General features: G+C 62.6%; 15 protein-coding genes and 1 pseudogene. 9 read left to right on the plus strand and 7 right to left on the minus strand.

Annotated elements, in window-relative coordinates; all coding sequences use genetic code 11:
• Positions 1-220 precede the first annotated feature (220 nt).
• The 3 genes from IEV82_RS15165 to IEV82_RS15175 all read left to right on the plus strand — a co-directional run bounded on the left by IEV82_RS15165 (position 221) and on the right by IEV82_RS15175 (position 2,395).
• Positions 221-400 (plus strand): CsbD family protein, encoded by a 180-nt coding sequence (locus IEV82_RS15165; RefSeq protein ID WP_188482875.1) that lies wholly within the window; start codon positions 221-223, stop codon positions 398-400.
• 231 nt (positions 401-631) lie between these two features.
• The gene (locus IEV82_RS15170) at positions 632-1,990 is read left to right on the plus strand and encodes a phospholipase D-like domain-containing protein (RefSeq protein ID WP_229747844.1); all 1,359 of its coding nucleotides are present in this window, start codon (positions 632-634) and stop codon (positions 1,988-1,990) included.
• A 150-nt stretch (positions 1,991-2,140) separates the two neighbouring features.
• Positions 2,141-2,395 (plus strand): hypothetical protein, encoded by a 255-nt coding sequence (locus tag IEV82_RS15175; protein ID WP_188482877.1) that lies wholly within the window; start codon positions 2,141-2,143, stop codon positions 2,393-2,395.
• A gap of 178 nt (positions 2,396-2,573) precedes the next feature.
• Here the strand turns inward: IEV82_RS15175 and IEV82_RS15180 are convergent, their stop codons facing one another.
• Positions 2,574-10,967: a glycoside hydrolase family 94 protein gene (locus IEV82_RS15180; RefSeq protein WP_229747845.1), complete on the minus strand. Its 8,394-nt coding sequence runs from the start codon at positions 10,965-10,967 to the stop codon at positions 2,574-2,576.
• A gap of 627 nt (positions 10,968-11,594) precedes the next feature.
• Between IEV82_RS15180 and IEV82_RS15185 the strand changes: the two genes are divergently transcribed.
• Entirely contained in the window at positions 11,595-12,518 is a 924-nt protein-coding gene (locus tag IEV82_RS15185; protein WP_188482879.1) for a PRC-barrel domain-containing protein, read from the plus strand.
• Positions 12,519-12,650: 132 nt separating this feature from the next.
• Here IEV82_RS15185 and IEV82_RS15190 read toward each other — a convergent pair whose 3' ends face one another.
• The 4 genes from IEV82_RS15190 to IEV82_RS15210 all read right to left on the minus strand — a co-directional run bounded on the left by IEV82_RS15190 (position 12,651) and on the right by IEV82_RS15210 (position 18,499).
• Positions 12,651-13,010: a PRC-barrel domain-containing protein gene (locus IEV82_RS15190; RefSeq protein WP_188482880.1), complete on the minus strand. Its 360-nt coding sequence runs from the start codon at positions 13,008-13,010 to the stop codon at positions 12,651-12,653.
• Between the two features lie 182 nt (positions 13,011-13,192).
• The gene (locus tag IEV82_RS15195) at positions 13,193-13,366 is read right to left on the minus strand and encodes a hypothetical protein (protein ID WP_188482881.1); all 174 of its coding nucleotides are present in this window, start codon (positions 13,364-13,366) and stop codon (positions 13,193-13,195) included.
• 2 nt (positions 13,367-13,368) lie between these two features.
• Positions 13,369-13,776, minus strand: a complete 408-nt coding sequence (locus tag IEV82_RS15200) for a CE1 family esterase (RefSeq protein ID WP_188482882.1) — start codon at positions 13,774-13,776, stop codon at positions 13,369-13,371.
• A gap of 400 nt (positions 13,777-14,176) precedes the next feature.
• Entirely contained in the window at positions 14,177-18,499 is a 4,323-nt protein-coding gene (locus tag IEV82_RS15210; protein WP_188482883.1) for a chemotaxis protein CheB, read from the minus strand.
• 622 nt (positions 18,500-19,121) lie between these two features.
• Between IEV82_RS15210 and IEV82_RS15215 the strand changes: the two genes are divergently transcribed.
• The 4 genes from IEV82_RS15215 (at position 19,122) to IEV82_RS15230 (ending at position 21,940) form a co-directional block, all read left to right on the plus strand.
• Positions 19,122-20,168, plus strand: coding sequence for a hypothetical protein (locus tag IEV82_RS15215; protein WP_188482884.1), 1,047 nt, complete (start codon positions 19,122-19,124; stop codon positions 20,166-20,168).
• 162 nt (positions 20,169-20,330) lie between these two features.
• Positions 20,331-20,552 carry a hypothetical protein gene (locus tag IEV82_RS15220; protein ID WP_188482885.1) on the plus strand — a complete coding sequence of 74 codons (222 nt, stop codon included), beginning with the start codon at positions 20,331-20,333 and terminating at the stop codon, positions 20,550-20,552.
• 118 nt (positions 20,553-20,670) lie between these two features.
• Complete coding sequence (locus IEV82_RS15225) at positions 20,671-21,162, plus strand: YciE/YciF ferroxidase family protein (protein ID WP_188482886.1); 492 nt, start codon at positions 20,671-20,673, stop codon at positions 21,160-21,162.
• Positions 21,163-21,343: 181 nt separating this feature from the next.
• Positions 21,344-21,940, plus strand: a complete 597-nt coding sequence (locus IEV82_RS15230) for a sigma-70 family RNA polymerase sigma factor (RefSeq protein ID WP_188482887.1) — start codon at positions 21,344-21,346, stop codon at positions 21,938-21,940.
• Between the two features lie 137 nt (positions 21,941-22,077).
• Here IEV82_RS15230 and IEV82_RS23655 read toward each other — a convergent pair whose 3' ends face one another.
• Complete coding sequence (locus IEV82_RS23655; RefSeq protein WP_229747846.1) at positions 22,078-22,269, minus strand: hypothetical protein; 192 nt, start codon at positions 22,267-22,269, stop codon at positions 22,078-22,080.
• Between the two features lie 281 nt (positions 22,270-22,550).
• The gene (locus IEV82_RS15240; RefSeq protein WP_188482888.1) at positions 22,551-22,922 is read right to left on the minus strand and encodes a hypothetical protein; all 372 of its coding nucleotides are present in this window, start codon (positions 22,920-22,922) and stop codon (positions 22,551-22,553) included.
• A gap of 209 nt (positions 22,923-23,131) precedes the next feature.
• Here IEV82_RS15240 and IEV82_RS15245 point away from each other — a divergent pair.
• Positions 23,132-23,410, plus strand: a pseudogene (locus IEV82_RS15245) (transposase domain-containing protein); the annotation flags it as partial.
• Between the last annotated feature and the right edge of the window lie 111 nt (positions 23,411-23,521).

Genomic DNA, 23,521 nt, shown 5'->3' on the forward strand with positions numbered 1-23,521 from the left:
GCGCTCGGTCCTGTGATGTTCATGGCACCCTGCCCACGCTGACCAGAATTCTGCTCGGCCGCAAACGGCGAGATGCGATTGCAAAAGGGCTCCAACTTGAAATCCCCTCCGATCCCGAGGAACGCCGCGCGGCCGTCAGGCGTTGGTGTGATGCAGTGCGCAGAGTGTCCGAAGCAACCCCGCAAACGGACCGCTGTGGCGCTGTTCGAGGAGGGTTCCCATGTCACTCGACAAGGACAGAGTAAAAGGCTCGGCAAAGACCGTGGCCGGCAAGATCAAGGAAGCGTTCGGAAAAGCCACCGGCGACAAGAAGACCCAGGCAGAGGGCAAGGCCGACCAAGCTGAAGGCAAGGCCCAGAACGCGCTCGGCAGCGCAAAGGACAAAGCCAAGGGAAAATAAGCGGCATTGGCCATTTCAGGACAGCGGGTGGCGTGCCGTTATGTGCCATCCGCTGTATCGGCGCAGCAATTCCAGAAACGTCGCTCCATCCTTGGTGCAACATGCCCTCCAGACAAAATCCAGACAAAAGGTGGCTCGAAACCAATCGATTCCGATAGAACGCTCTTGGAAACCACATCTTCCGTCCTCCGGCAGGGTGACACCTGTTGTCGGATTGAGACGGCTGACCGTTTGTCCGTCATCGTCGATGCGGCCGATTACTTCGGCATCCTGCACGAGGTCATGCAGAAAGCGCAGCACAGCGTCATCATGGTCGGCTGGGAATTCGACACGCGGGTCTCTCTTGATCCACGCAAGACCCGTATGGATGCGCCTTTCAAACTCGGAAAGTTTCTCAACTGGCTTGTGCGACGCCGCCCCGACCTCAGGATCTATCTGCTGCAATGGGACGTTGGGCTGTTATCGACGCTCGGACGGGGCTCCACGCCGCTCAGGCTCACCGACTGGCTGATCGGCCGACGCATCCGCCTGAAGCTGGACCATGCGCATGCCAGCGGGGCGGCGCATCATCAGAAGATCATCGTCATCGACGACGCGCTGGCATTTTGCGGCGGCATCGACGCCACGGCCGAACGCTGGGACACGTCCGAACATGTCGATGACAACCCGTTGCGCGTCAGGCCCACGTCGAAGCGTCCCTACCAGCCTTGGCACGATGCGTCGATCATGGTGGATGGTGACGTGGCGCGCGCACTGGGGGAATTGGTACGGACGCGGTGGTCCCATGCCACGGGCGAAACGATCCCGCCACCGCCCGCCGTAGCGCCGATCTGGCCAGAGGCGCTCGAGCCGATGCTAACACAGGCAGAGGTGGCGATTTCCCGAACGGCGGCAGCCTACGCAACGCGCGAGGCGGTTCACGAGATCGAAGCACTCTACCTAGCCGCGATCGCGACCGCGAAACACGCGCTCTATATCGAAAGCCAGTATTTCGCCTCGCGCACGCTGGCCGAGGCGATCGCCGTGCGGCTGAAAGAGCCGGATGGTCCTGAATTCGTCGTGGTCAACCCGCACTCGGTCAAGGGATGGCTCGAGGAAAAGGCGATGGGAGCCGCACGTGCGCAGTTGCTGGACTTGGTACGGCAGGCCGACAGGCACGGCCGGTTTCGACTCTATACACCCGTGTCAAAGGGCGGCACGGATATCTACGTGCACGCAAAGATCGTCATCATGGACGACACGCTGATGCGGGTGGGTTCATCCAATCTCAACAATCGCTCGATGGGGTTCGACACCGAATGCGACCTGTCGGTCGAGGCGAAGCCGGACGAGACAGATCTGAGGTCAAAGATATCGGACCTTCGCACCGAACTGCTGGCCGAGCACCTGGATGTGGCGCCGCACACCGTCGAGCAGGCCATCACTGCCGCCAACGGATCGCTGATCGGCGCGATCGAAGCCTTGCGAGGCGATGGGCGCTCCCTGGTGCCGTTCGAGCCACCGGATTTCAGCGATGTCACAGACATGGTCCTGAAGGAAAACGATCTTCTCGACCCCGAGCGCCGAACCGGCTGGTGGCCCTGGTCCTGACGCGGTGTCGCGGATATCTGGGAAAAAGGCAGGCGGATCCGGCACAGGCCGACCGTTGGCGAAAGCACCAGCCAAGCCGACAGGTGTTTAAGGTGCGGAACGACATCCGCGCTTCAGACGTTCCCCTACCGAAGTCAAAAAGGATTAGACATGGACCGTCTCAGCATCATTCTAACACTCGTCGTGGGCTCGGTCATCACGGGCGGGCTCGTGATCACTGTCTTGTCCCTCGGCTGGTATTCGTGGCTTGCCATCGGCGGGGCTGCCGCAGTCGGCTTTCTGCTGAGTTGGCCCGCCAGCTATCTCGTCTCTCGCCGCATCAAGCGGCAAGACCCGGAGTGGGATGAAACCCGCGTCGACGATGTGGATGGCGTCGTCCCCGACACCTCCGCAAAAGAGGTCTGAGCCCAAATGGTCGCCAAGTCATCGGTGATCGAGAGGGCAATTTGGTACCGGGCGAACATGCGACGCGCCTCGGAGTTGGAGCGGGAAGGGTTCTGCAAAGGTCATGCTGAACCCATCGTCCAGTCTGTTTCGCTTCGGGCAATAGAAGCCATACCCATCGCGATATCCCAAGCAACACTCACCCAAGCGTGACGCAAAGGGCTTGCGACTGCCCGCCCCCCTGCACGGCAAGAGGCACACGCACGATCCCGTCCTCCTGCGGTATGGCCAGACCGTCCAGTGTCACAGACGCAATGCCACGACCCGAGCGGTTGGGGTTGTCGATGGTGATCGACAGACGCGCCCCTCCGATCCTGATCTGTGCCTTGACCTGCGGCCAGTGTTTTGGAAAGCAAGGATCGACGATCAGCGTGTCACCCGCTCGCGTCAACCCGATCAGACCTTCGATCCCGGCGCGGTACATCCAAGCGGCAGACCCCGTGTACCAACTCCAGCCGCCCCGCCCCTCATGCGGCGCTGTCGAATAGACGTCGGCCGCCACCACGTAGGGTTCGACCTTGTAGCGGTCCGCGTCCTGCGGGGTCAGCGCATGGTTGATTGGATTCAGCAGAGCAAACAGAGAACCTGCCGCGTCCCCGTCACCCCCTTTTGCATGGGCAAGGATCGCCCACATCGCCGCATGGCTGTACTGCCCGCCATTCTCGCGCAGACCGGGCGGATAGCCCTTGATATAGCCGGGATCCTGCGACGACGCATCGAAGGGAGGCGTAAAGAGCAGCGCAAGGCCGGGATCCGGACGGATCAGGTGGTCTGCCATGGCGGCCATCGCCATGCGGGCGCGCTCGGGATCGGCGGCACCCGATAGGACGGCCCAGGATTGCGCGATGCTGTCGATCCGGCATTCGTCCGAGCTCGAAGACCCGAGCAGCGCCCCGTCGTCATAGGTCCCGCGCCGATACCACGCGCCGTCCCAGCCATCCCGCTCGATGGCCTGTCGCACCGCCGCCGCATGATCGCGCCAGCGCCGCGCGCGATCCGGATCGCGGCTGTCGGCATGGGGCGCCATGGCGTTGATCGTCGCGATCAGCAGCCAGCCCAGCCAGACCGACGTGCCCTGCCCTGCTTCGCCCACGCGGTTCATGCCGTCGTTCCAGTCGCCCGTACCGATGAGCGGCATGCCATTGGCACCGGTCAGGGCGATGGCCTGATCAAGACCGCGCGCGCAATGTTCGAACAGGCTGGCCGTCTCGTCCGACATGGTTGGCAGGAAGAAGTCGTCATGCGCTCCGGGTGGCACTTCGGGACCGTTCAGGAACGGCACCATCTCGTCCAGAACAAGCGCATCTCCCGAGACGGCAACATAATGCGCCGTGGCATACCCCAGCCAAACCCGGTCATCCGAAATCCGCGTCCGCACGCCCTGCCCAGAATGTGGCAGCCACCAATGTTGCACATCGCCTTCCGGAAACTGGCGCGCGGCGGCACGCAGCAGATGCGCGCGCGTCATCTCTGGACGCAACGCCGCAAGCGCCATCCCGTCCTGCAACTGGTCGCGGAACCCGTAGGCACCGCTGGCCTGGTAGAAGCCGGCCCGCGCCCAAATCCGGCAGACCACCGTCTGATACAGCAGCCAGCCGTTCAGCAGGATGTCGGTGGCACGATCCGGCGTCGTCACCTGCACGGTTTCAAGCAAATCGGCCCAATGCCGTTTCACCAGGTCCAGCGTTGCGTCGGGATCGGCGTCGCGGTGGCGCAGGATCAGCGCTCGCGCGGCGTCGTCGCTCTCGGCCTGCCCCAGAAGCACAAGTATTTCGACCGTTTCGCCGGGCGCGAGCGTCACACACCGTTGCAACGCCGCGCAAGGATCAAGCGCAGGCCCTGTCCGCCCAGAGAGCGCCCCGGCCCCTATGCCTTTGGGCCGCGCCATGCTGCCGCCGATCCCCAAAACTTCCGCCCGGTCGCCGCTTTGGCTGGTGGTCTCGGGACCCAGGTCGGCAAAGGCCGTGCGGCCCTGAAAGGCGGTCGAAAAAGGATTGCGCGCAAAGATCGCGCCGGTGTCCGGGTCAAGGCTGGTGGTGACATGGCGAAGGGTCGCGCCGCGCGATGCCCCCAGAACCCACTCTGCGTAGGCTGTCACCGACAGCCGCCGCGCCCGGTTCGACCTGTTGCACAGCGTCAGGCGCGAAATGCGCAGGGGATCGTCCATCGGCACGAACTGGACCAGCGCGGCATCGATGCCGTGGGCGCTGTGCGCGAAGCGGCTGTAGCCGAAGCCGTGACGCGCGACGTAGAGCCCGCCATCCCGGATCGGCTGGGCGGTTGGGGTCCATGTATCGCCGGTATCAAGGTCATGCAGCCAGATCGCCTCACCCGCCGGGTCAGTGACCGGGTCGTTCGACCATGGCGTCAGCTGGTTTTCGCGGCTGTTTTCCGACCAGACATGACCACTGCCCAAGGCCGAGACCTGGAACCCGAAGCGCGGATTGGCGATCACGTTGATCCACGGCGCAGGCGTGGTCTGACCGTCCCGGAGCACGATGACGTATTCGCGGCCATCCTCGGCAAACCCACCGGTACCGTTGAAAAACTCCAATTCAGAGGTGTCGAAGGGATCGGGTTGAGGCGCAGAGATCGGCTGCGTCGGTCGCGCGCTTTGTGCCAAGGCCCCCGGAACCAAAGGTCGGGACACGGCGTCCATCTGATGGCCCATGCTGCCGCGTGCGGCGACGAGCACGACGCTGGCCATCGCCAGCAGCATGTCCCTCACCTCGGGCAGCAGATCGCTGCGCAGAACATGCACCTTGCCCAACAGTCTGCCCGTGGAGGAATCGGGATGCGAGCGCGCCCCGGCAGAGAGCACGGCTCCTTCGATCAGGGACTGCAGGTCCTGCACATAAGACGCCGCACGGTCGTTCAGGATCACCACGTCAAAGGCGCAACCCCGCATCCACAGGTATTCATACGCGGCCAGCACCTCGCGAAGGCGAGGCGCATCCTGCACGTCCTCGATCCGAAACAGCACGATCGGCAGGTCACCCGATATGCCGTAGGGCCAGAGCGCCGATTGCGGTCCGGCATCGCTCACGATGGTTGGCGCTGGCGCCCGAAGGCGCGCATCGGCGCGCAGCAGCATTCCCCCCAACCGCTGGAAATCGGCGGCTGCGGTCGGGGTGATCCCTGAATGGCGCAACCGTACCTGCGCCTGCGTCCAAGACAGCGTGGCCGCGCGGCCAAAGGCAGAGCTGTCGCGATGGCGGTCCACCAGGTCCAGCAGTTTCTCGGGATCATCCGCAACCATCGTCCAGAAGGTGACAGATGTCCGCCCCCCCGCAGGTACGAGGACCGATCGCCTGATCGAGAACACCGGGTCAAGCACGGTGCCCGTCGTCTGCGACAGGTCGGTACCGTCCATTGCCGCCCGTCCGATGCGACCGCCCTGACCGATGAACCGGGCCCGGTCGGTTTCAAACTGGATCGGGGCGACTTCCGTCCCCTCGACCACCGCGATATGCGCCGCCCAGATTTCGGGGTCGCCCGGTGCGCGGCTGCGGCGCGTGGCAATGAGAACGCCAAGATCAGGCAGGAAATCAGTGACGACAAAGAGCTTGGAAAAGGCCGGGTGCGCCACATCTGACGCCATCGGCGCCAGCACAAGCTCGGCGTAGGAGGTCAGGTCGATCTCGCGCGGCTTGCGACCGGTGTTCGTCAGGGTCACGCGCCGCGCCTCGGCATCGTCTTCGGCCGAGACGACGATTTCGGTCAGCGTCTTGAGCGAGGCGGCCTTATGCGTAAATACAGCCTCATGCTCGCTGAACACGGCCTCGTGCCGGTCTTGCTCCCCATCGCTCGGTTGCACAGCCGTCGACCAGCGTGCCCCCGACAGCCGGTCGCGCGCAAGGATGAACGCACCGTGTGGCGCGGTCGTCGGATCGTCGCGCCAACGGGTCACGGCAAGCCCACGCCAGCGGCTGTACCCGGCGCCGGTGGGCGTCAGCATGATGCCGTAAGATCCGTTTGACAGCAGATGCGCGGTCGGGTCGGCCGTGGCTGGCGACAGGAACTGGCGGACCACCGGTGTGCGGTTTGGCTCGGGATTGGTGACCGTCGCCTCCTCGGCCCGGGGCGGTGCTCCGGCCACGTCACGCGGCACGCGTTCCTGCAACAACAACTCCACCGCCATGATCATCGGCTCGGCATGGAACCGGGCGCGCAGGCGCCCTCCCTGCACGACGTTGGCGATGGCGGTGATGGTCATGCCCTGATGGTGCGCCATGTAGCTGCGGATGATGGCGTATTCTGTATCGGCGGGCAGGCGCGAACCGGTGTAGTCCAGCGCCTCGTAAAAGCCGAACTGCCCCTCGGCCCCAAGCCCAGCGAGCCTGTCGAAATTGCGCATCGCGGCCGCGGGCGCCATCATAGCGGCCAGTCCGGTGGCATAGGGTGCCACGACGCGGTTCTCGCTCAAACCCCTCTTGAGCGCGAGGCCCGGTACACCAAAATTGGAATATTGGTAATTCATATTGAGATCGCGGGCGTTGTAGGCGGATTCCGATATGCCCCATGGAATACCGAAAGCGGCGCCATGCGCCTGATGGCGCCCGACGATGCGGCGGTTGGTCTCGGACAGCAATGATCCTTCGGGCGCGCGCATCACCAGCGACGGCATCAGGTATTCGAACATGCTGCCCGACCACGAGATCAGGGCAGACCCCGCGCCCATCGGCAACGCGGCGCGGCCAAGTTGAAACCAGTGCCGGGTCGCGACATCGCCCTTGGCGATTGCAAACAGGCTGGCCAACCGCGCCTCGGAGGCCAGCAGGTCATAGCAGCTCGGGTCGAGCTGGTTGGTAGTGGTCGAAAAGCCGATCGACAGGAGCTTCTTCTCTTCGTCCAGAAGGAACCCGAACTCCATGCCGGTCGCGAACTCGCGGGCCAGATGTTCGACAACCGTGAGGCGCAGTCCATGGGACAGATTGCGGTCGGCGGCGTGGCTTGCGAGGCAGTCGCGCACGGCCACGACCCAGAACTCGGTCTCGGGGTCGGCTACCTTCATGGCACGAAACCGTGTGACGGCGGCAGAACTCAGGTCAAGAAGCCGGTCGAGCGGAGCGTGTTGCGCAGCGGCATCCGAAAGCTCTGCCCATATGTTGGTCCACGCGGCATCCGCGGCCGGCGCATCCTCCAGGGCGCGGCTGGCCAAGAGCAAGATGTCGGCCAGTCCAGCGCGCCAGTCGGTCTCGGACAGCGGGGTTCGTTGCCATTCCACGCAAGCTTGCGCCACGGCGATCAAGTGTCCTGCCAGGTTGCCGCTGTCCACCGAGGAGACATAAGCGGGTTCCAGCACGCTCAGGTCTTCCGTGGCATACCAGTTGTAGAGATGACCGCGAAAGGTCGGCATCCGCTGGATCGTGGCCAAGGTCCGTTGCAGGCGCGCGGTTGCCTCCGCGCGTCCGATCCAACCCAGATCATGCGCCGCCGTCGTGGCCAGCATGTAAAGCCCGATATTGGTGGGCGAGGTGCGCCGCGCCAGCAGGGGATGCGGGGTCTCTTGAAAGTTGTCGGGCGGCAGGTCGTTGTCAGCAGCCGTCACGTAGGTCTCGAAAAAGCGCCATGTGCGTCGGGCGACCAAGCGCAGATCCCGCCTGTCGGCATCCGACAGCAGGGCTGTCTTGGCCGGCAGACTTGGTCGGCTCACTCGCAAGGCGATCAAGGGGCTCAACACCCAAAGCAGCGCGATGGGCGCGACCAGCGGCCAGACGACCGGGTTCAGGGCAATCGCCCCGCCCACCACAACAAGCCCGAGCACGACACCAGCCGCCATGTCCTTGTATTGGTCCAACAGGCCAAGACGACCCCGCTGAGAAGCATTGGCAGCCGTCATCCATTCGAGCAGGTTGCGCCGGCTGACGCAAAGCCGCCATCCGGTGCGCAGGATGGCATCTGCCATGCGTGCGGCGGTGTCGGGCAGCAAGGCGATCTCAAGCGCGATGCGCTCTGCCGCCATTCGCGCGTCGTCGCCCAGGGCACCAACATGACTGGACGCCGTGATGCCGGCCCGCCCCGGCAGCAGTGCCAAGGGCAAAGGAAGCAGGAAGCGTAGCGCCAGCATGCCCAGCACAAGAGCTGTCCACGTCACAGCGGCGGGCACAGGCATCAACCAGCCAATGCCGAGGGCTGCCAGCGACAGCGGTGCGGTGAGCGAGCGGCGCAGATTGTCGATGATCTTCCAGCGCCCCAGCGCCGAGATCGGTCCACGCCCCGCCACGGCCAGCCCGGTCAGCCAGGGCAGAAGCTGCCAGTCACCCCGCACCCAGCGATGTTGCCGGCGCGCGGCAATGTCATGGCGTACGGGGAAATCCTCGACCAGTTCGATGTCGGACACCAGCGCCGCCCGCGCAAGATCGCCCTCGAACAGGTCATGGCTGAGCATGGTGTTGTCGGGCACCCGACCGACCAGCGCGGCCTCGAACGCATCGACATCATAGATGCCCTTGCCGGTGAAGGACCCTTCACCGAACAGATCCTGATACACATCCGAGATCGCAGCGGCATAGGCGTCGATGCCGCCGTGACTCGCGTTGAGCTGCTGGTAGCGCGTTCCCTCGTCTTCGACCGGCAAGCCGGGCGTCACACGCGGTTGCAGGATACCGTTGCCCCGCGTCACCCGCCCGGCCGCGGCATCGACATGCGGCGCATTCAGCGGATGGGCCATCTTGCCGATCAACCGGCGCACCGTATCGCGCAGCAGCCGAGTGTCGGCATCGAGCGTGATCACGAAACGTACGTCTTGCGGCACCGCGCAGGGGGCGACAAAGCTGGTGTCCGTCGCGCCGCGCAGCAGACGGTTCAACTCGGTCAGCTTGCCGCGCTTGCGCTCCCATCCCATCCAGACGCCCATTGCTGGGTTCCACAGACGGCGGCGCTGCAGAAACAGGAACCGGTCCTCCCCGGGGGACGGATAGGCCTTGTTCAACCGGGCAACGGCGCTGTGGGCATGGGCGATCAGATCGGCATCCTGCGGCAGGTTCTCGGTGGTGGCATCCGGTCCATCGGACAGGATCGCATAGTGGACTGCCCCTTCGGTGCTGGACAGGTGATGCACCTCCAGCCGTTCGATGCAGGCGGCGACATCCTCGACCGTGTTCAGCAGCACGGGCACCGCGACGAGGCAGCGCATGTCGGACGGGATGCCATGCGCAAGCTCCAAACCCGGCAACTTTCGTGGCGGAACGATCCGCGTGATCGCCAGGTTGACGATTGCGCTGCCCACCTCGAAGGCAGGGGCAAGGCCCGCGAGGGCAAGCGGCACCACAAGCCAGCCCTGCGCTCCCGATTGCACCAGCGCCAGCCCGAGAATGCCAAGCGCCACAGCCCATAGCACGGCGAGGTAGCCGCGAAGACCCATGCGCACGAGGGTCCGGGGCAGCTGGAGGCGCAATGACGCGTGGTATCCGATGTCGGCTTCCAGCGCCCGCCGACCCGGCCCGATCAGCCCATATCCGGGGTCACGCGCTGCAGCTGTCGCACCGTCCGCCACGAAAGCCATTGCTGCGTCCGTCACCGCGCCTTCGGTCATCCCCGAACCCCGCGCCAGCGTCTCGATCGCCGTGCGGTACTGGTTGCGCGACGCGAAATCCATCGCTGCGAACTCCGAGCTTGCACGCAGCTGCGCGTCAACCGCGCTGACTTCCTCGAAGACGTCGGGCCAGTCCATCTCGGAAATCAGCCGCATGCTGGTCACGATGTTCCGCATCGTGACGTTCGACGCGCCCTGCTCACTTTGGGCAAGCAGAACGACATCGTCCACCGTCAGGCCCTGCGCGATCAGGCATTCGGTCAGCCAGCCGTGCAAGGGTGTTTCGACCGCATCGAAACCGCGCAGCCGCTGGGCGATGCGGGCAGCAAAGGCATCCGGCAAAGGCCCCCCCTCCAAAGCCTGCGTAGCTTCGGCAAGAGCACGAAACGTGGGATCGGGCGCAACGGTGGCACTTCCGGCCCCGGCCTGGCCCATCACCCGGTCCACCAGATCATCAGCAGCCTGACGGTTGTTTTGCTCTGCCACGATCTGGTCCGTCACCCGGCGCATGTTCTCGATCAGCACGATGCGCAGGGTGATGGCCAGGGCCCAAAGCTCGCCGATCGTCAACGGATCGACGGTCTGATAGGCGCGCACGAAACGGGCAAAGACCGACCCGTTCATCAGGCTGTCGGTATGCGCCACGAAGGCCCAGGCAATGCCCAGAACGCGCGGATACCCCGTGAAGGGTCCGGTAGAGAGCTTCGGCAACTGGCGATAATACCCGGACGGCAGATCGCGCTTGATCTGCCGCAGCTGCTTTTCGACAAGGTGGTAGTTGTCGAGCAGCCACTCTGTCGCGGGGGTGACGGTCAGGCCGGCCTGCGACGCCTGCGTGCAGGAGCGATGGGCCGACAGCAGAACGGTCGCGTTCTCTTGGACGCGCTTGCTCAATGGGGGCACCCGCGCCGCACGGCCGATGACCGGTTGGGCCTGCGCCAGCGAGATGGCGTGGTATTCCAGCCGCTCGGCCCCGAAAAGACCGGCCCGGATCACCGCGCCATCGTTCCAGGGGGGTGCAGGATGTCGAAGCGCATTGAACCAGGCCCGTGCCGACAAAACGCCATGCGTGATAAGTCTTCGACCCCGGCGATCCTGCAGCGTCACCTGTGTGGCGTCAGGTCATGACCATTGTCGGTCGTCTTCACCGAGGTGGTTGGAGGCAATCTGATGCCCGGGGCGCTGTGGGGTCGTGTCGACGCCCCGGAACCGTTCGGTACGGCCTGCATCGGGCGGGCCCCCAGACTGGGTTCACCTTTTTGCCCGTCGTTGCGCAGACGCAAGGTCATCCTGGCCCAGTTGTTCGCGATTTTATCCCATTCCATGCATAGATCCTTCCAGAACCAGCCGCAGACAACATGTCCATGCCGTCGACGCGACGCACCACTTGAAACAACCGCCCAGTCACCGGAACGTTCCGTCCGGGTTCCCGGTCCGTGTCATTGCGCGGCACGCATGCAAACCGCGGCACAGATCCGCCGATGGCGCGACTGCCTGCACCCTTGCGGGCAGCGCTGCTGCGCCCCGGAAAGGGAACGGACTTGGCAGGCCCGAGTTGTCCTGATGTTGGGAGAGCAAGCGATCGGTTTTCGATCCGCCCCTCTCCCCCGGAGGATTTTTCGCATGAATACGCTGCTTTCAACGACCGCGCTGGTCATCGCGCTTGGCGTGCCGTCCCTGACCTTCGCACAAACCGAGGCACCTGCCGCCGACGCGGCAAATCAGAATGACACCACAGGCATGTCCGCCTTTCTCGACCAGCGCAGCCAATCCGACCTCTTCGCGTCGGAACTGATGGGCAAGGAGGTCTACGCACGCCGAACCATGTCCGACGAAACGCAGTCCCAGACTGATGCCAATGCGACCGCAGGCACTCCGCAGCCGGATGACACAGAAACAATGGCGACGATGAACCGGGATGATCTCGAGGACATGGACAACATCGGTGAAATCACAGAGATCGTGCTGTCCAACGACGGTGAGGTCCGCGCGCTGGTGATCGCCGCGGGTGGCTTTCTCGGCATGGGCGAACATGACGTCGCGGTGGCCATGGACCAGATCACCTTTGCATCCGACCCGGAAGACCGGTCCGAGACCTATGTCGTGCTCAACACCCGTGCCGAAATGTTGAAAGAATCCCCGTCTTATGATCGCATGGCGATGGCTCCGGCTGGCGACCAGCAACAGACGACCCAGGAAACCCGTTCAGACAGGACCGGTTTCTCGGCGCCTCAGATGGAGCGGGACGGCTACGATCGGGTTGAAGTCACGGATGTCTCGACCGACATGCTGATCGGAAAATCGGTTTATGATGTCGACGACAACGATGTCGGAGAAGTGACCGACATCATTGTTAACGCCGACGGAGAAGTCTCAAACGTGATCATCGATTTCGGCGGCTTCCTCGGGATCGGCAGCAGCCAGGCGTCGCTGTCATTCGAAGAGCTGACCATCCTGTCGACTGAAGGTTTCGGCGACGTGCGTCTCTATGTGGATGCCACCCGGGACCAGATCCAGAACCTGCCGCAGTACCAGGCATCTAACTGACACCTCCGAAGATCCGGCCTCCGACCCGCTGAACCAGGTCGGACACGTTCAAATTGACGCTGACGATGCAAAAGAGGCCGCACAATATGATTGTGCGGCCTCTTGTCTGTCGGGAGAACAAGGCTGTTCGGATCACGCGTCGTGATGCGGCATCGCCTTGAGCTTTTCCTTGGTCGTGTCGAGATGGACCCGCAGATCGGCGCCATCGGTCTCGCGCAGGACCGTCAGCTGGTCGAACGGCATCACCACGGAATGCGCCGCGATGCCGAGGAATCCCCCGACGTCGATTACGGCATCCGTGATCTTGCCATCCGTGCCGACCTTGAGGGAATGGATCGACCCGATGGTCTCGTCGTCCCGGCCGTAGACCTTGGCGTTCTCGACATCTGCGGTGGTTATGTCGTGCATGTTTTCTTTGGCATAGCCATCTCGTGCGAAACCGTAGGCATTGCCTGTGCCTGTTGCGTGGGTCGTGGTTGCATGATCTGTCATTGCAGTCTCCTTGATCCCGTCAGTCGGGATTTCTGGCAACAGGGGCCCCCTGCAGGGTCGTGACGCATCGTGGATGTTCGTCGGTCGTCCGGTCCCTTGTGGCAGGGTTGGCCTAGTCGACTCCCGATCAGCCACTTGATGAAAACGCGCAGTTGCAACTGGCGTTCCGGCGATCTGAACCGTCAGGCGGATTTCGTCAGGAAGACGCGGATCATCTGTGTCGACGCATCTGGCCCCTTGGGGTCGGTATAGGAACCACACGCACGCCCGCCAGACCAAGCGTGGTCGGATTTCACGATCATCCAGTTCTCGACAAGCGTCGCCCCCGTCGGATCCGGCATACTCGTTGCGCGCATAGTCACGTCCCTTGACCGAACGTGGTGCACCTGGTCGACACTGCGTCGTCGCCAACCACCGCCGCGAGAAGCGCTGCGGCATTGGACGGGTGCACCGTACTGTCATCGGTCCCCTGAAAGATGATCCAGCGGACCGGTCGCTTGTGCGTGGGGCCGACCGACCCCGAGATCTCGGAGGCACCGCTGTGCATCGCCGCCATGGCGCCGCCCGATGACAGCCCCGCCACGAAGACCGCGTTCCGAGCAAGTCCGAACTCCCGCATCAGCTTGCGCATGAGCGCGGCAAGAATGGCCGGTTCGCCCACACAACGGCTCTGGTGCCCAGGTTTGAACCAGTTCCAGCAGGATGCCGCGTTCTGCCGTCGCGTTTGGGCCGGACGGGCAACCGCAAGACCGTGTTTTTTTGACAAACGCGTTCATGTGCATTCCGGTCGCGAAATCATCCGGGGTCTGGTTGCAGCCGTGCAGCATCACGATGAGGCCAGCAGGCTGGCCTGCGGGTTTGCGCGCCTTGGCTGTCTTTGACGTGAAGGCGGCAAGGGGCGCAAACCCGCAGGCGATCGTCAGACCGGTGACCGCATTGTGCAGGGATCGGACAGCCATGGCCGGTTTGGCCGGTTTCTTCGGGCGAGCGGCCCGGCGCAAGGTGGCCAGAAAGGAGCGTGGCCTTGGTTTTCGCATCAAAATGAAGGGCGCGTCTGACCACGCCACGCAAAGAAAGCGGGCGGCAGACGCTATTTCCTGAGAACGCGCCCGTCGGGTTTTCGTTGCGACAGACCTGCCAATCAGGGCGCGGCACCAATGACGGTGTCACATGTCGTGGACGTTTGCCAAAAGCGCCAACCGCACCAGCGCGGGCAAGGAGGGCGCTCCCGTCTTGCGCATCACTGAGGCGCGATGGTTCTCGACCGTGCGTTGATTGATCCCCAGATCGGCGGCGATGATCTTGTTTGGCATGCCTTCAAGAACCTTTGCCATGACCTCGCGTTCGCGCTTGGTAAGACCGTCTAACTTGAGACGCGCGGCCCTGTGGTTCTCGGTCGGGGCGCCACCCTCCGTGTCTGCCTTGCCCGATTTGAGGGCCTGCCGAACACTGGCCAGAAGATCGGAGGCACTTGCCGGTTTCTCGATCAGGTCCGCGGCCCCCGCCTTCATCGCGGCCACGGCAATGGCAGCATCCCCGTGGCCCGTCAGCATGACGATTGGCAGACGTGTCTTCTTTGCGCGCAGCCGATCGATCAAGGTCACGCCATCCATGTTCGGCAAGAGGTTATCGACCAGAAGGCAGGCAGGGTCATCGGGTCTTGGCGCCGCCAGGAATTCTTCTGCCGAGGCATAGGTCACCACACTGTAGCCCTCGGCCTCGAACAAACGCCGCATGGATTCCCGGATCATCGGATCGTCGTCGATGACATGAATGGTCGCTGTAGACATGCGGTGGGTTTGCTCGTTTCGCGCCCTTGCAGCCCTGGCCTTGAGGATGAGATCGGATATCGTCGCCAGCAGGACTTCGGGCATCACCGGTTTGGTGATCTGATGACACGGCGACGCGGCAATGCTCTTGAGCGTCTCTTTCGTGATGTCCCCGGTCAGAATGACGGTTGGCACTGGATCGCCCAGAATGTTCGGCATGTCCTGGGCAAGCTTCAGGCCGTTGATCTCGCCATGCAGGTCGAAATCCGTCAAGAGAAGATCGGGCGCCGCGTGGTCGCCGCTGGCCCAGTCCAGCGCATCCTTCGCATTGCGCATGGCGATGACCGTGTGCCCTTCGTTTTCAAGCACTTCGACCAGAAGCCCCCGAAGCGGCTCTTCATCCTCGACCATCAGGATCGTGCCGGTCTGGCGCACGGCATCGGCCAGCGGAGCAGCGTGCTGCATCTTGTCGGTGCGCGTGGGCGCTGGTTCGATCATCGGCATGGTGATCATGAAGGACGATCCCTTACCGGGGTTCGACAGCACGGTGATCGGGTGCTCCATCAACTCGGCAAGCCGCTTGACGATCGAAAGCCCGAGCCCGAGCCCCGGCCCGGCCAATGCGGCGGCCTTCTTGCCCTGGTGGTAGGCGTCGAAGATCTGATCGGTTTCGGATGCCGCCAGACCGATGCCGGTGTCGCATACGCGGATCGCCAAATACCCGTTGCGTCGTTGGCAGCCAATCAGGATGCCCCCGCTCGGGGTATATTTCAACGCGTTGGACAGAAGATTGCGCAGCATCTGCGTCAAGAGCTGCGGGTCCGTCCTGACCCAGGCCGTGCTCGCCACGACCCGAAGTTTCAGACCCTTCAATTCACAGGCAGTCCGAAACTCATCCGCAAGGGCCTGCATCACCGGACCGATCTGGACCGGCCTCATGTCCGGCCGGACGATGCCGGTTTCGATGCGGTTCACATCCAGCATCGAGTCCAACATCGCAGTCATCGAGGTGAGCGTCAGATCCATCAGCGCCGACAGCCGTGCGCCCTCGGTCGACCGCTTGTTGCGGGACAGAAGGCTGTGCAGCAACGCCATGGATTGCAACGGCTGACGCAGATCATGGCTGGCCGCAGCCAGAAACCGTGACTTGGCGCGGGTTGCCCTGTCTGCCTCGGTCATGGCGGCCATGAGTTCCGCGTTGATGCGGTGGCGTTCGGTGACATCGACATAGGTGATGACAACGCCTTCCACCCGGCCACCTTCGGCACGATAGGGCTGCGCCCGCCGCAGGAACCTCAGATCCCCCTGGCTTTCGATCTCGCGCTCGGCAACCTCCGAAGAGGCCAGCACCTCACGGCAATCGGCTTCGAGGTCGTCGTCCCGTGACACCGAGGCAAGATCGGACAGGGGACGGCCCACATCGGTCTGGATCACGCGGAAGATCTGGCGCGCCGCCGGCGTGAAGAAGCGGATGTTGAGATCAAGATCGAGAAACAACGTGGCGACATCGGTGCTGTAGAGCACGTTCTGCAGGTCATCGGCAGTGGTGCGGTGCCGTTCAAGGGTTTCCTGCAACTGGCTGTTGAGCGCGGTCAGTTCTTCGTTCAGCGATTGCAGTTCCTCTTTCGAGGCCAGCAATTCCTCATTTGTGGACTGGAATTCCTCATTGACCGACAAGGCTTCCGCCGCGTCCGCGCCATGGGCTTCGACCTCCTGCTCCAGATCGCGCAGCGCATCGGACAGATCATTGCGGGTGGCCTCCAGATCGGCCTCCAGATCGCCGGTGTGGCGCGCCTGATCGGCGGCGGCTTCGGACTCGCTCGTTCGTGGCACCGGGCGCTGGGTGTCAATGAAGCACGCCAGCAGCAACGGGTCGGGTCCGGCGCTGACGTTATGCAGGGCGATGTCAAAGCCGACAGCCCCATGGATACGTCCCCCCGAAACGGTGACCAACGGCTTTTGCGGACCGCATTCTGCCGCCGCGCTGCGCACCCGCGCCCGCAGGACCTTGGGCAGCATCCCGATGATGCCGGGATCGGGGTGCCCTTGAGTGATCGTCAGGTATTTCTCGGTTGGCCCCAGAAGGTAGAGAACCTCAAGACGGGTGTTCAGCAACACCGCCGCCGGGGCATAGTGCTCCATCACGATGCGGCGGCACAGATCGGCCAGTGCACTGCGACGGACCGGCGCGTCTTCGGTCGGCACGGTTGGCTCTTCGCGCTTTTCCGTCCCGAAGTGCAGATCGGCGGGCAGGCTTTTGCCGACCCGGCGCCAAAGCCGCAACTCCTTGTCTTCGACGGCGAAGCACCCGTCGCTCGCCCCCGGCATTTCGGCTGCGCCAAGCAACAGCAATCCCCCCGGTCGCAAGGCAAAACAGCAGCGCGCGATGACGCGTTTCTGCGCCTCCGGCCCCAGGTAGATCAACACATTGCGGCAAGACACGAGGTCGATCTTGGAAAACGGCGGGTCCGACAGAAGATCGGCGACTGTAAAGACGATGACGTCGCGCAAGGCCGCGGTGGCTCTCCAGCCCTCGTCCTCGGGAACGAAGAAGCGCGCCAATTGCTCGGGCGGTATCGCAGCGGCGATGTCCCCGGAATAGAATCCCGCGCGCGCCGTCGCGATGGCTTCTGGATCGACGTCGGAGGCCAGGATCTGCAACCGGACACCGGTCCCCTCCATGGCATCGAGGCAGAGCATCGCCAGACTGTAGGCCTCTTCGCCCGTGCTGCATCCCGCCACCCAGACGCGCAACGAGCGATCCGACGGAAGCGTCTTGACCAGGTCCGGAATGACCTTGGCGGAAAGAGCCTCGAAAACACGCTCATCGCGGAAAAAGCTGGTGACATGGATCAGCAGATCAGCTGCCAGATGGTCGCGTTCCGCTCGATCGGACCGCAGCAGGTCGAGGTAGCGGTCGACGTCGTCCTGTCCAAGGCCGACCAGCGCCATCCGCCGGGCGATGCGGCGCTCGAGGGTGCCCCGCTTGTAGAGCGTGAGGTTCTGTTCGGTATAATCCCGCATGAACGACAAGACATCGTCATAGCTTTGAGGGGCCTGCGTCGTCGGCTCGGAGGGAGACTGCGTGTCGTCCGGCGCCGTCGCGGCGTCAGCGTCGGGTTTGGCACAGACAGTGGCGTCAGAAACAAATTTTTCGATCGCTGGGACCATCTGATCGGTGCTCAGAACCCGGGACACCAGGCCGGTTGCCATGGCGCTTTCGGGCATGCCGGGATACCCTGCTTCCTTAGGCTCCTGCGCGATCACAAGACCTCCGGCGGCATGGATGTCCGCAATGCCCAGGGTCCCGTCCGATCCGGTGCCCGACAACACGATACAGGCCGATGACGCGCCTGCGTCCTTGGCCAGCGACCGCAGCAACACATCAAACGGAAGGCGCACGGCCTTGCCGTCCTCGGGTTCGGACAGATGGATGGCCCGCTTGCTGATAGTCAAAAAGACACCGGGCGGAATGACATGGAGGACCCCGGCCCGCAATGCCATGCCGTCGGCAGCCTGGACCACCTTCAGCCCTGAGCGACGGCCAAGCAGATCGACCATCATGCTGTCATGGGTCGGGTCGAGATGCAGGATCAGGACAACCGCGGCAGGCAGATCGTCGGGCATGTGGCCAAGCAAGGCGCGACACGCCTCAAGGCCCCCGGCAGACGCCCCGATGGCGACGACCGGCAGGTGCGTGCTTGACTGGCCTTTCGACACTGGCTGCTCCTTCAGGGAAAACCGCCAAGCCCAAAACCCGGGCCAGAACACGTATCCGGCATCTCGTTTGGTCACCCTGCGGGTAATTACAGTCTCGTGATTAACATATCCCGGTGCGCCTGCACATAGGGGATTCCCTGTGCAAAGCATCTCACCAAAAACCAAGTATTCTCCCAAAGTGAGTAGATTCCGAGTCTACCAGCATCCCAGCCGGAGCCGTAATCTACTAATTCGAAGTGACCCTAATCCCTTCGAACCGTAAGTACAGAGTAAACCCTTTTAACTATCCCTCGTGAATGGCTGGGTGAGCAATTCGACGCGTCGTATATTGTCGAATCGCGGCCGCCCCAACGGCATTTCTTGCGCAAATTCGCATGAGACACCCAGTCAATTCTCAAAAACGCCGAGTGCCGACATGTGAAGTCTACAGTCTGCACTCTTTTTGTCTTTATCGAAACGTTCAACCATTCCCGTGGCTCGGCGACGGGATTGTCATGTTCAACCGAAAGAGAAACTCATGAATCAGATCGTTTATATCGTCGGCGCCGTTGTCATCGTCGTGGCCGTGCTCAGCTTTGTCGGCCTCGCCTGAAGACATGTCCCCATTGAAGGAAGACCTGCGATGATATCTCAAAACGTGCCACCGCGACAGAACACTTCGGACAAAGTCGGAGCCATCACGGTCGACGGGTCCTATCTTGATTGGTCCGCCATCATTGCAGGCGGTGTCCTTGCGCTTGCGATTTCGTTCCTGTTGATCAGTTTTGGCGCCAGTCTCGGACTGTCTCTGACCTCTCCGTATCGCGGCGAAGGCGTATCCGCAGCCTGGTTGACCATCGCCTCCGGCATCTGGTTCGTGTGGGTCATGGTCACGGGCTTCGGGGCGGGTGGCTATCTTGCCGGCCGCATGCGCCGCCGGGTCGGTGACGCGACCGCAGACGAAGTCGAAGTGCGCGATGGCGCCCATGGGCTGATGGTCTGGGCGATCAGCGCACTCGTCAGCGCGGTTCTTGCCACTGCTGGTGTTGGCGGAATGCTGGGTGCGGGCGCATCTGCTGTCGGTTCGGCCGCCGACACTGTCACCGATGTCGCATCAGAGGCGGCCTCGTCGGACTATTTTGCCAACCTGATGCTGCGAGGCAATGGACAGGCTGAAACCAGCACGACCGAGGCCGACGATACGCCTGCCGTCGGCGACACCGAGGGCACCGACAGCAGCCCAATTGCTGGTGATGCGACCGATGACACCACGAACACGGCCAATAGAGGTGGAGCAACGCCGCAGTCCAACGCAGGCGGCAACACGGATCTCCCGGGCATCGACCCCGACATACAGCAACAGGTCGCCAGCATCATCGCACGCAGCCTGTCAACCGGTGACATGGCGGACAGGGACAGCACCTATCTCGCACAGCTCGTCGCCGCCAATACCGACATGACCCCTGACGCCGCACGTGCCCGCGTCGAAGAGATCAACACCGAGATTGCCGACGCCCGTGGGGCAGCGCTCGACGTTGTCGAAAAGGCCCGCGTGGCCGCTGTCGTCTTTGGCTTCATCGCTGCAGCAACGCTGTTGATCGGTGCCCTCGCCGCGTTCTTTTCCGCAACCGCCGGTGGGCATCACAGGGATAAAGGCCTCGGACTGGATGTGCTGATTGCACGGAATTGACGCAACGCCCTCTTCACCTGCCGAAAAGGACAGACCCATGCCCGCACTCTTCGCCTGGCTTCTCGGAGCCCCCCTTCTGGTCGTGATCATCATTGCCGTGCTGCTCTGATCAAGCCCCAAACTCAAGACAAAGCCGCGTGACTTCCAAGGGAAAAACTCACCATGCCCAAGCAGACCCAAGCCGACCTCTTCATACGCATTCTGATAGAAGAACTGGACGCGCACCGACTGGTTGCAAAGTCCGATTTCTCCCGAAATGTCAAAACGCACGCCAAGCGGTTCAAGCAGTTTTGCGCACCGGCTCCCGACACCGCAATGGGCGAGACACAGCCACCTGATTGCCTGCACATCATGTCCACGCCTCTTGCGCAGTGGAGTGGCTGACACCTCTGAAGACGGCGATCCCATCACACATGTACGGTACCGCCCTATTCGCCAATCCTGCCTCATCCATGCAAACAAGTGACGAGGCTGCAGACCCACCAATCGCAGGAGCTGCCCAATGACCATCGAAACCCTTGACGATTTGTTCCTTCATACCCTGAAGGACATACTCTACGCCGAACGCCAAATTCTCAAGACGTTGCCGAAAATGGCGCGCAAGGCGACAGACTCAAAGTTGAAAACGGCCCTGTCGTCGCACAAGGACGAAACAGAGGACCATGTCACGCGCCTGGAAGAGGTGTTCGAGATTCTGGGCAAGCCTGCCCGGGGCGCGAAATGCGATGCGATGATCGGTCTTGTCGAGGAAGCCGAAGGCCTGATGGACGAGATCGACGACAAGGAAACCATGGACGCGGCCCTCATTTCGCTTGCTCAGGCTGTCGAGCATTACGAGATTGCCCGCTACGGCACCCTCGTGGCCTGGGCCACGCAGCTCGGACATCCGGAAGCCGCCACCTTGCTCAAGAAGACACTCGATCAGGAATACGGCGCCGACAAGACTCTGACGAAACTGGCCGAGACGCGTCTGAACGCCGAAGCCACGGCCTGACCTGCGACGCGTCCGGATGGTGCGACCCCCACCGAGAACCACCGGGTGGCGCCACCCTCGGTGGCCGGGCTGGTCGACTCAAGGCCGGCCAAAACAAGACCTCCTCTCTTACCCTAAATGGATCCAGCGGTGTCATGCCGGTGTCCCCTCTGGTCCGTGTTCAACTCAAGGCGTGTTTTCCATGAACGATGACAACCACCCGTTCCACGACCTCTTGCCGCGTCAGTTTGCGCCGCTGCGACGACGTGCCCTTTCGCTGACATCCAACGAGCATCGCGCGCATGATCTGGTTCAGACAACCCTGCTGAAGGCTTGGACCAGTCGCGCAAGCTACAGCCCGGAGACCAATCTGCGCGCGTGGCTTTTTACAATCATGCGCAACACGTTCTTCTCGGAGCTGCGCAAGCTTCGCCGCGAGGTGGAGGATGTGGATGAGGTCTGGGCACATGCGCTTGCCGAGCTGCCGCGCCAGGAAGACGCGCTCGCGCTCAAGGAACTGATCGCTGCCATAGCAGACCTGCCCCGCGCTCAACGTCAACCGCTGGTGCTCATGGGCGCTTACGGGTTCTCCCAACTGGAAGCTGCCGATGCCTGCGGCTGCACCATTGGCACGATCAAAAGCCGGGTCAGCCGCAGCAGGGCAACACTGAGCCAGGTTTTCGCCCAGGACGATCGGACATCGGGTTCACGGGCACCGCGGGTGAGCACGCAGGAGCGACAGCGCGACATGCGCCGCAAGGACACGGTCACGATGGACGCGGAAGCCTCATCGAACTGAGGCGCAGACATCCGTCTGCCGGCCCGGCACGTTATTGGCACAGCGCGCATTCGCGAGGACCACGTTGAACCCGTGTTGCTCGAGAGTCTCGAAGGTCGGTATCCAGCAGACGCCAGTCGACGCCATCGTGACACTGGTCACGCCACAGGACCGGAACCGCACCGCCAGTGCATGCAGATCGCACGTGAACGTGCCAAACGCGCGCACAGGGGTATCCGTGCTGTCGGGATCACCGCAGCCATGTGCATCGTCGATCCGGTATCGATGGCCGCCGCGGCAGGATTGACCAACTGCACATCCGTGTGGTCGCCGGTCGACGTCTTTGCCATGGCATATCCTGCATGCAGTCGACAGGGCGTGGGTCATGCAAGTCCGTCATCTTCCCAACCGGGATCACCGCCAAGGCGGTGTCACCACTCTCACGTGCGCATCAGCCCATATGCCACATCTTTTAACGGGGTCAGTCTCTCCAAGAAGCGATCGGCAACTGAACTCAACTCGAGATGATAGCACAGGCTTTTTCTACCGCGCACAGGCGGTCGGCGCGCCGGGACGCTTTTATAAGACGTCCCTGTCCTCCTTGAGGATGCGGTTCGCGCGCCAAAGCAGTTCATTCTGCTTTCGTGTATTCCAATGCGCGCATTGCACGATGAATGGCCAAGAGAAAGTCCACCTCATGCCCGCGCATCGCAGAAGTACCGGCAATGCTCAATTGCAGTCTAGCAGTATCCTTTTTTGGACCATCCTCTGCGCGTTGATACGCCATCAGTGCGTCTCGGTGAAACGTAGCATGTCTGGAAATCAAGTCATTCGAAACGCTCACTTGAAAGCTCGCACTTGAACATGGCGCATAACCCAAGGATGCAGATGTTATCTTCATAACCTCTCCCGGCATTTTTGCGCCGCCCTGTACCACCAGCCTGCACATGCTTTGAGGGCAAACAATCGGCAACTGATCGATCTTGGTGACTGAGCCATTCAAGCCGCTCCTGATCCTGCAAGCCGTGCAAGACAATATGCATCGGGCTTTCAAAAGTAACATTCCCCTAAACTCTCTCTCAAGGACCGGAAAATACTCACGGACCGCCGCGTTCATGGCTCTCGCTGGCCGAGCGTCCGTGCGCGTTTCGCGTCACCGCGGGCAGTGATTTCGCAGGAGCGTGGGCAGAACTCGTCGACGAACTGAGGGGCAATGGCCATGTCGACATGGAGTCCACCCTCGTCGAGAACGCGATCATAAGCCTGGCCATGAGACGCCGAAACCTGCTTTTGCCGGACACGATGATGGGGCTCGTAGCCGGGCTCCTGTGCCAGCCTAATCGGAACCTGCCGAATGAATGCCGTCGAGCCATTCGCCTACCTCGTCGACCTGTTTACCAAAGCGGCCATCTCGACAAAGACATCGATGCCCTGACCCCTTGGGGCTACGCCGCCAAATCGGAAGACGTGAGCTTTCCAGTGACCCCTTGATGAGTTCACAAACCAACTCCTCGGAAACCGGTCAGCTGGCCAGGACCAAACATTTCAATGGGACAGAAACTGCGCATATAGTGAACCGTTCTCCGGTCGCGGTTCTAGCCC

The organism is Marivita lacus, from assembly GCF_014637725.1.
Lineage (GTDB): Bacteria > Pseudomonadota > Alphaproteobacteria > Rhodobacterales > Rhodobacteraceae > Marivita > Marivita lacus.

Coding starts and splice junctions, on each gene's coding strand:
- IEV82_RS15195 (WP_188482881.1), bottom strand. CDS start 13,366: ATGCGCGCAACGAGTATGCCGGATCCGACGGGGGCGACGCTTGTCGAG.
- IEV82_RS15220 (WP_188482885.1), top strand. CDS start 20,331: ATGCCCAAGCAGACCCAAGCCGACCTCTTCATACGCATTCTGATAGAA.
- IEV82_RS15185 (WP_188482879.1), top strand. CDS start 11,595: ATGAATACGCTGCTTTCAACGACCGCGCTGGTCATCGCGCTTGGCGTG.
- IEV82_RS15215 (WP_188482884.1), top strand. CDS start 19,122: ATGATATCTCAAAACGTGCCACCGCGACAGAACACTTCGGACAAAGTC.
- IEV82_RS23655 (WP_229747846.1), bottom strand. CDS start 22,269: ATGGCAAAGACGTCGACCGGCGACCACACGGATGTGCAGTTGGTCAAT.
- IEV82_RS15175 (WP_188482877.1), top strand. CDS start 2,141: ATGGACCGTCTCAGCATCATTCTAACACTCGTCGTGGGCTCGGTCATC.
- IEV82_RS15225 (WP_188482886.1), top strand. CDS start 20,671: ATGACCATCGAAACCCTTGACGATTTGTTCCTTCATACCCTGAAGGAC.
- IEV82_RS15190 (WP_188482880.1), bottom strand. CDS start 13,010: ATGACAGATCATGCAACCACGACCCACGCAACAGGCACAGGCAATGCC.
- IEV82_RS15165 (WP_188482875.1), top strand. CDS start 221: ATGTCACTCGACAAGGACAGAGTAAAAGGCTCGGCAAAGACCGTGGCC.
- IEV82_RS15230 (WP_188482887.1), top strand. CDS start 21,344: ATGAACGATGACAACCACCCGTTCCACGACCTCTTGCCGCGTCAGTTT.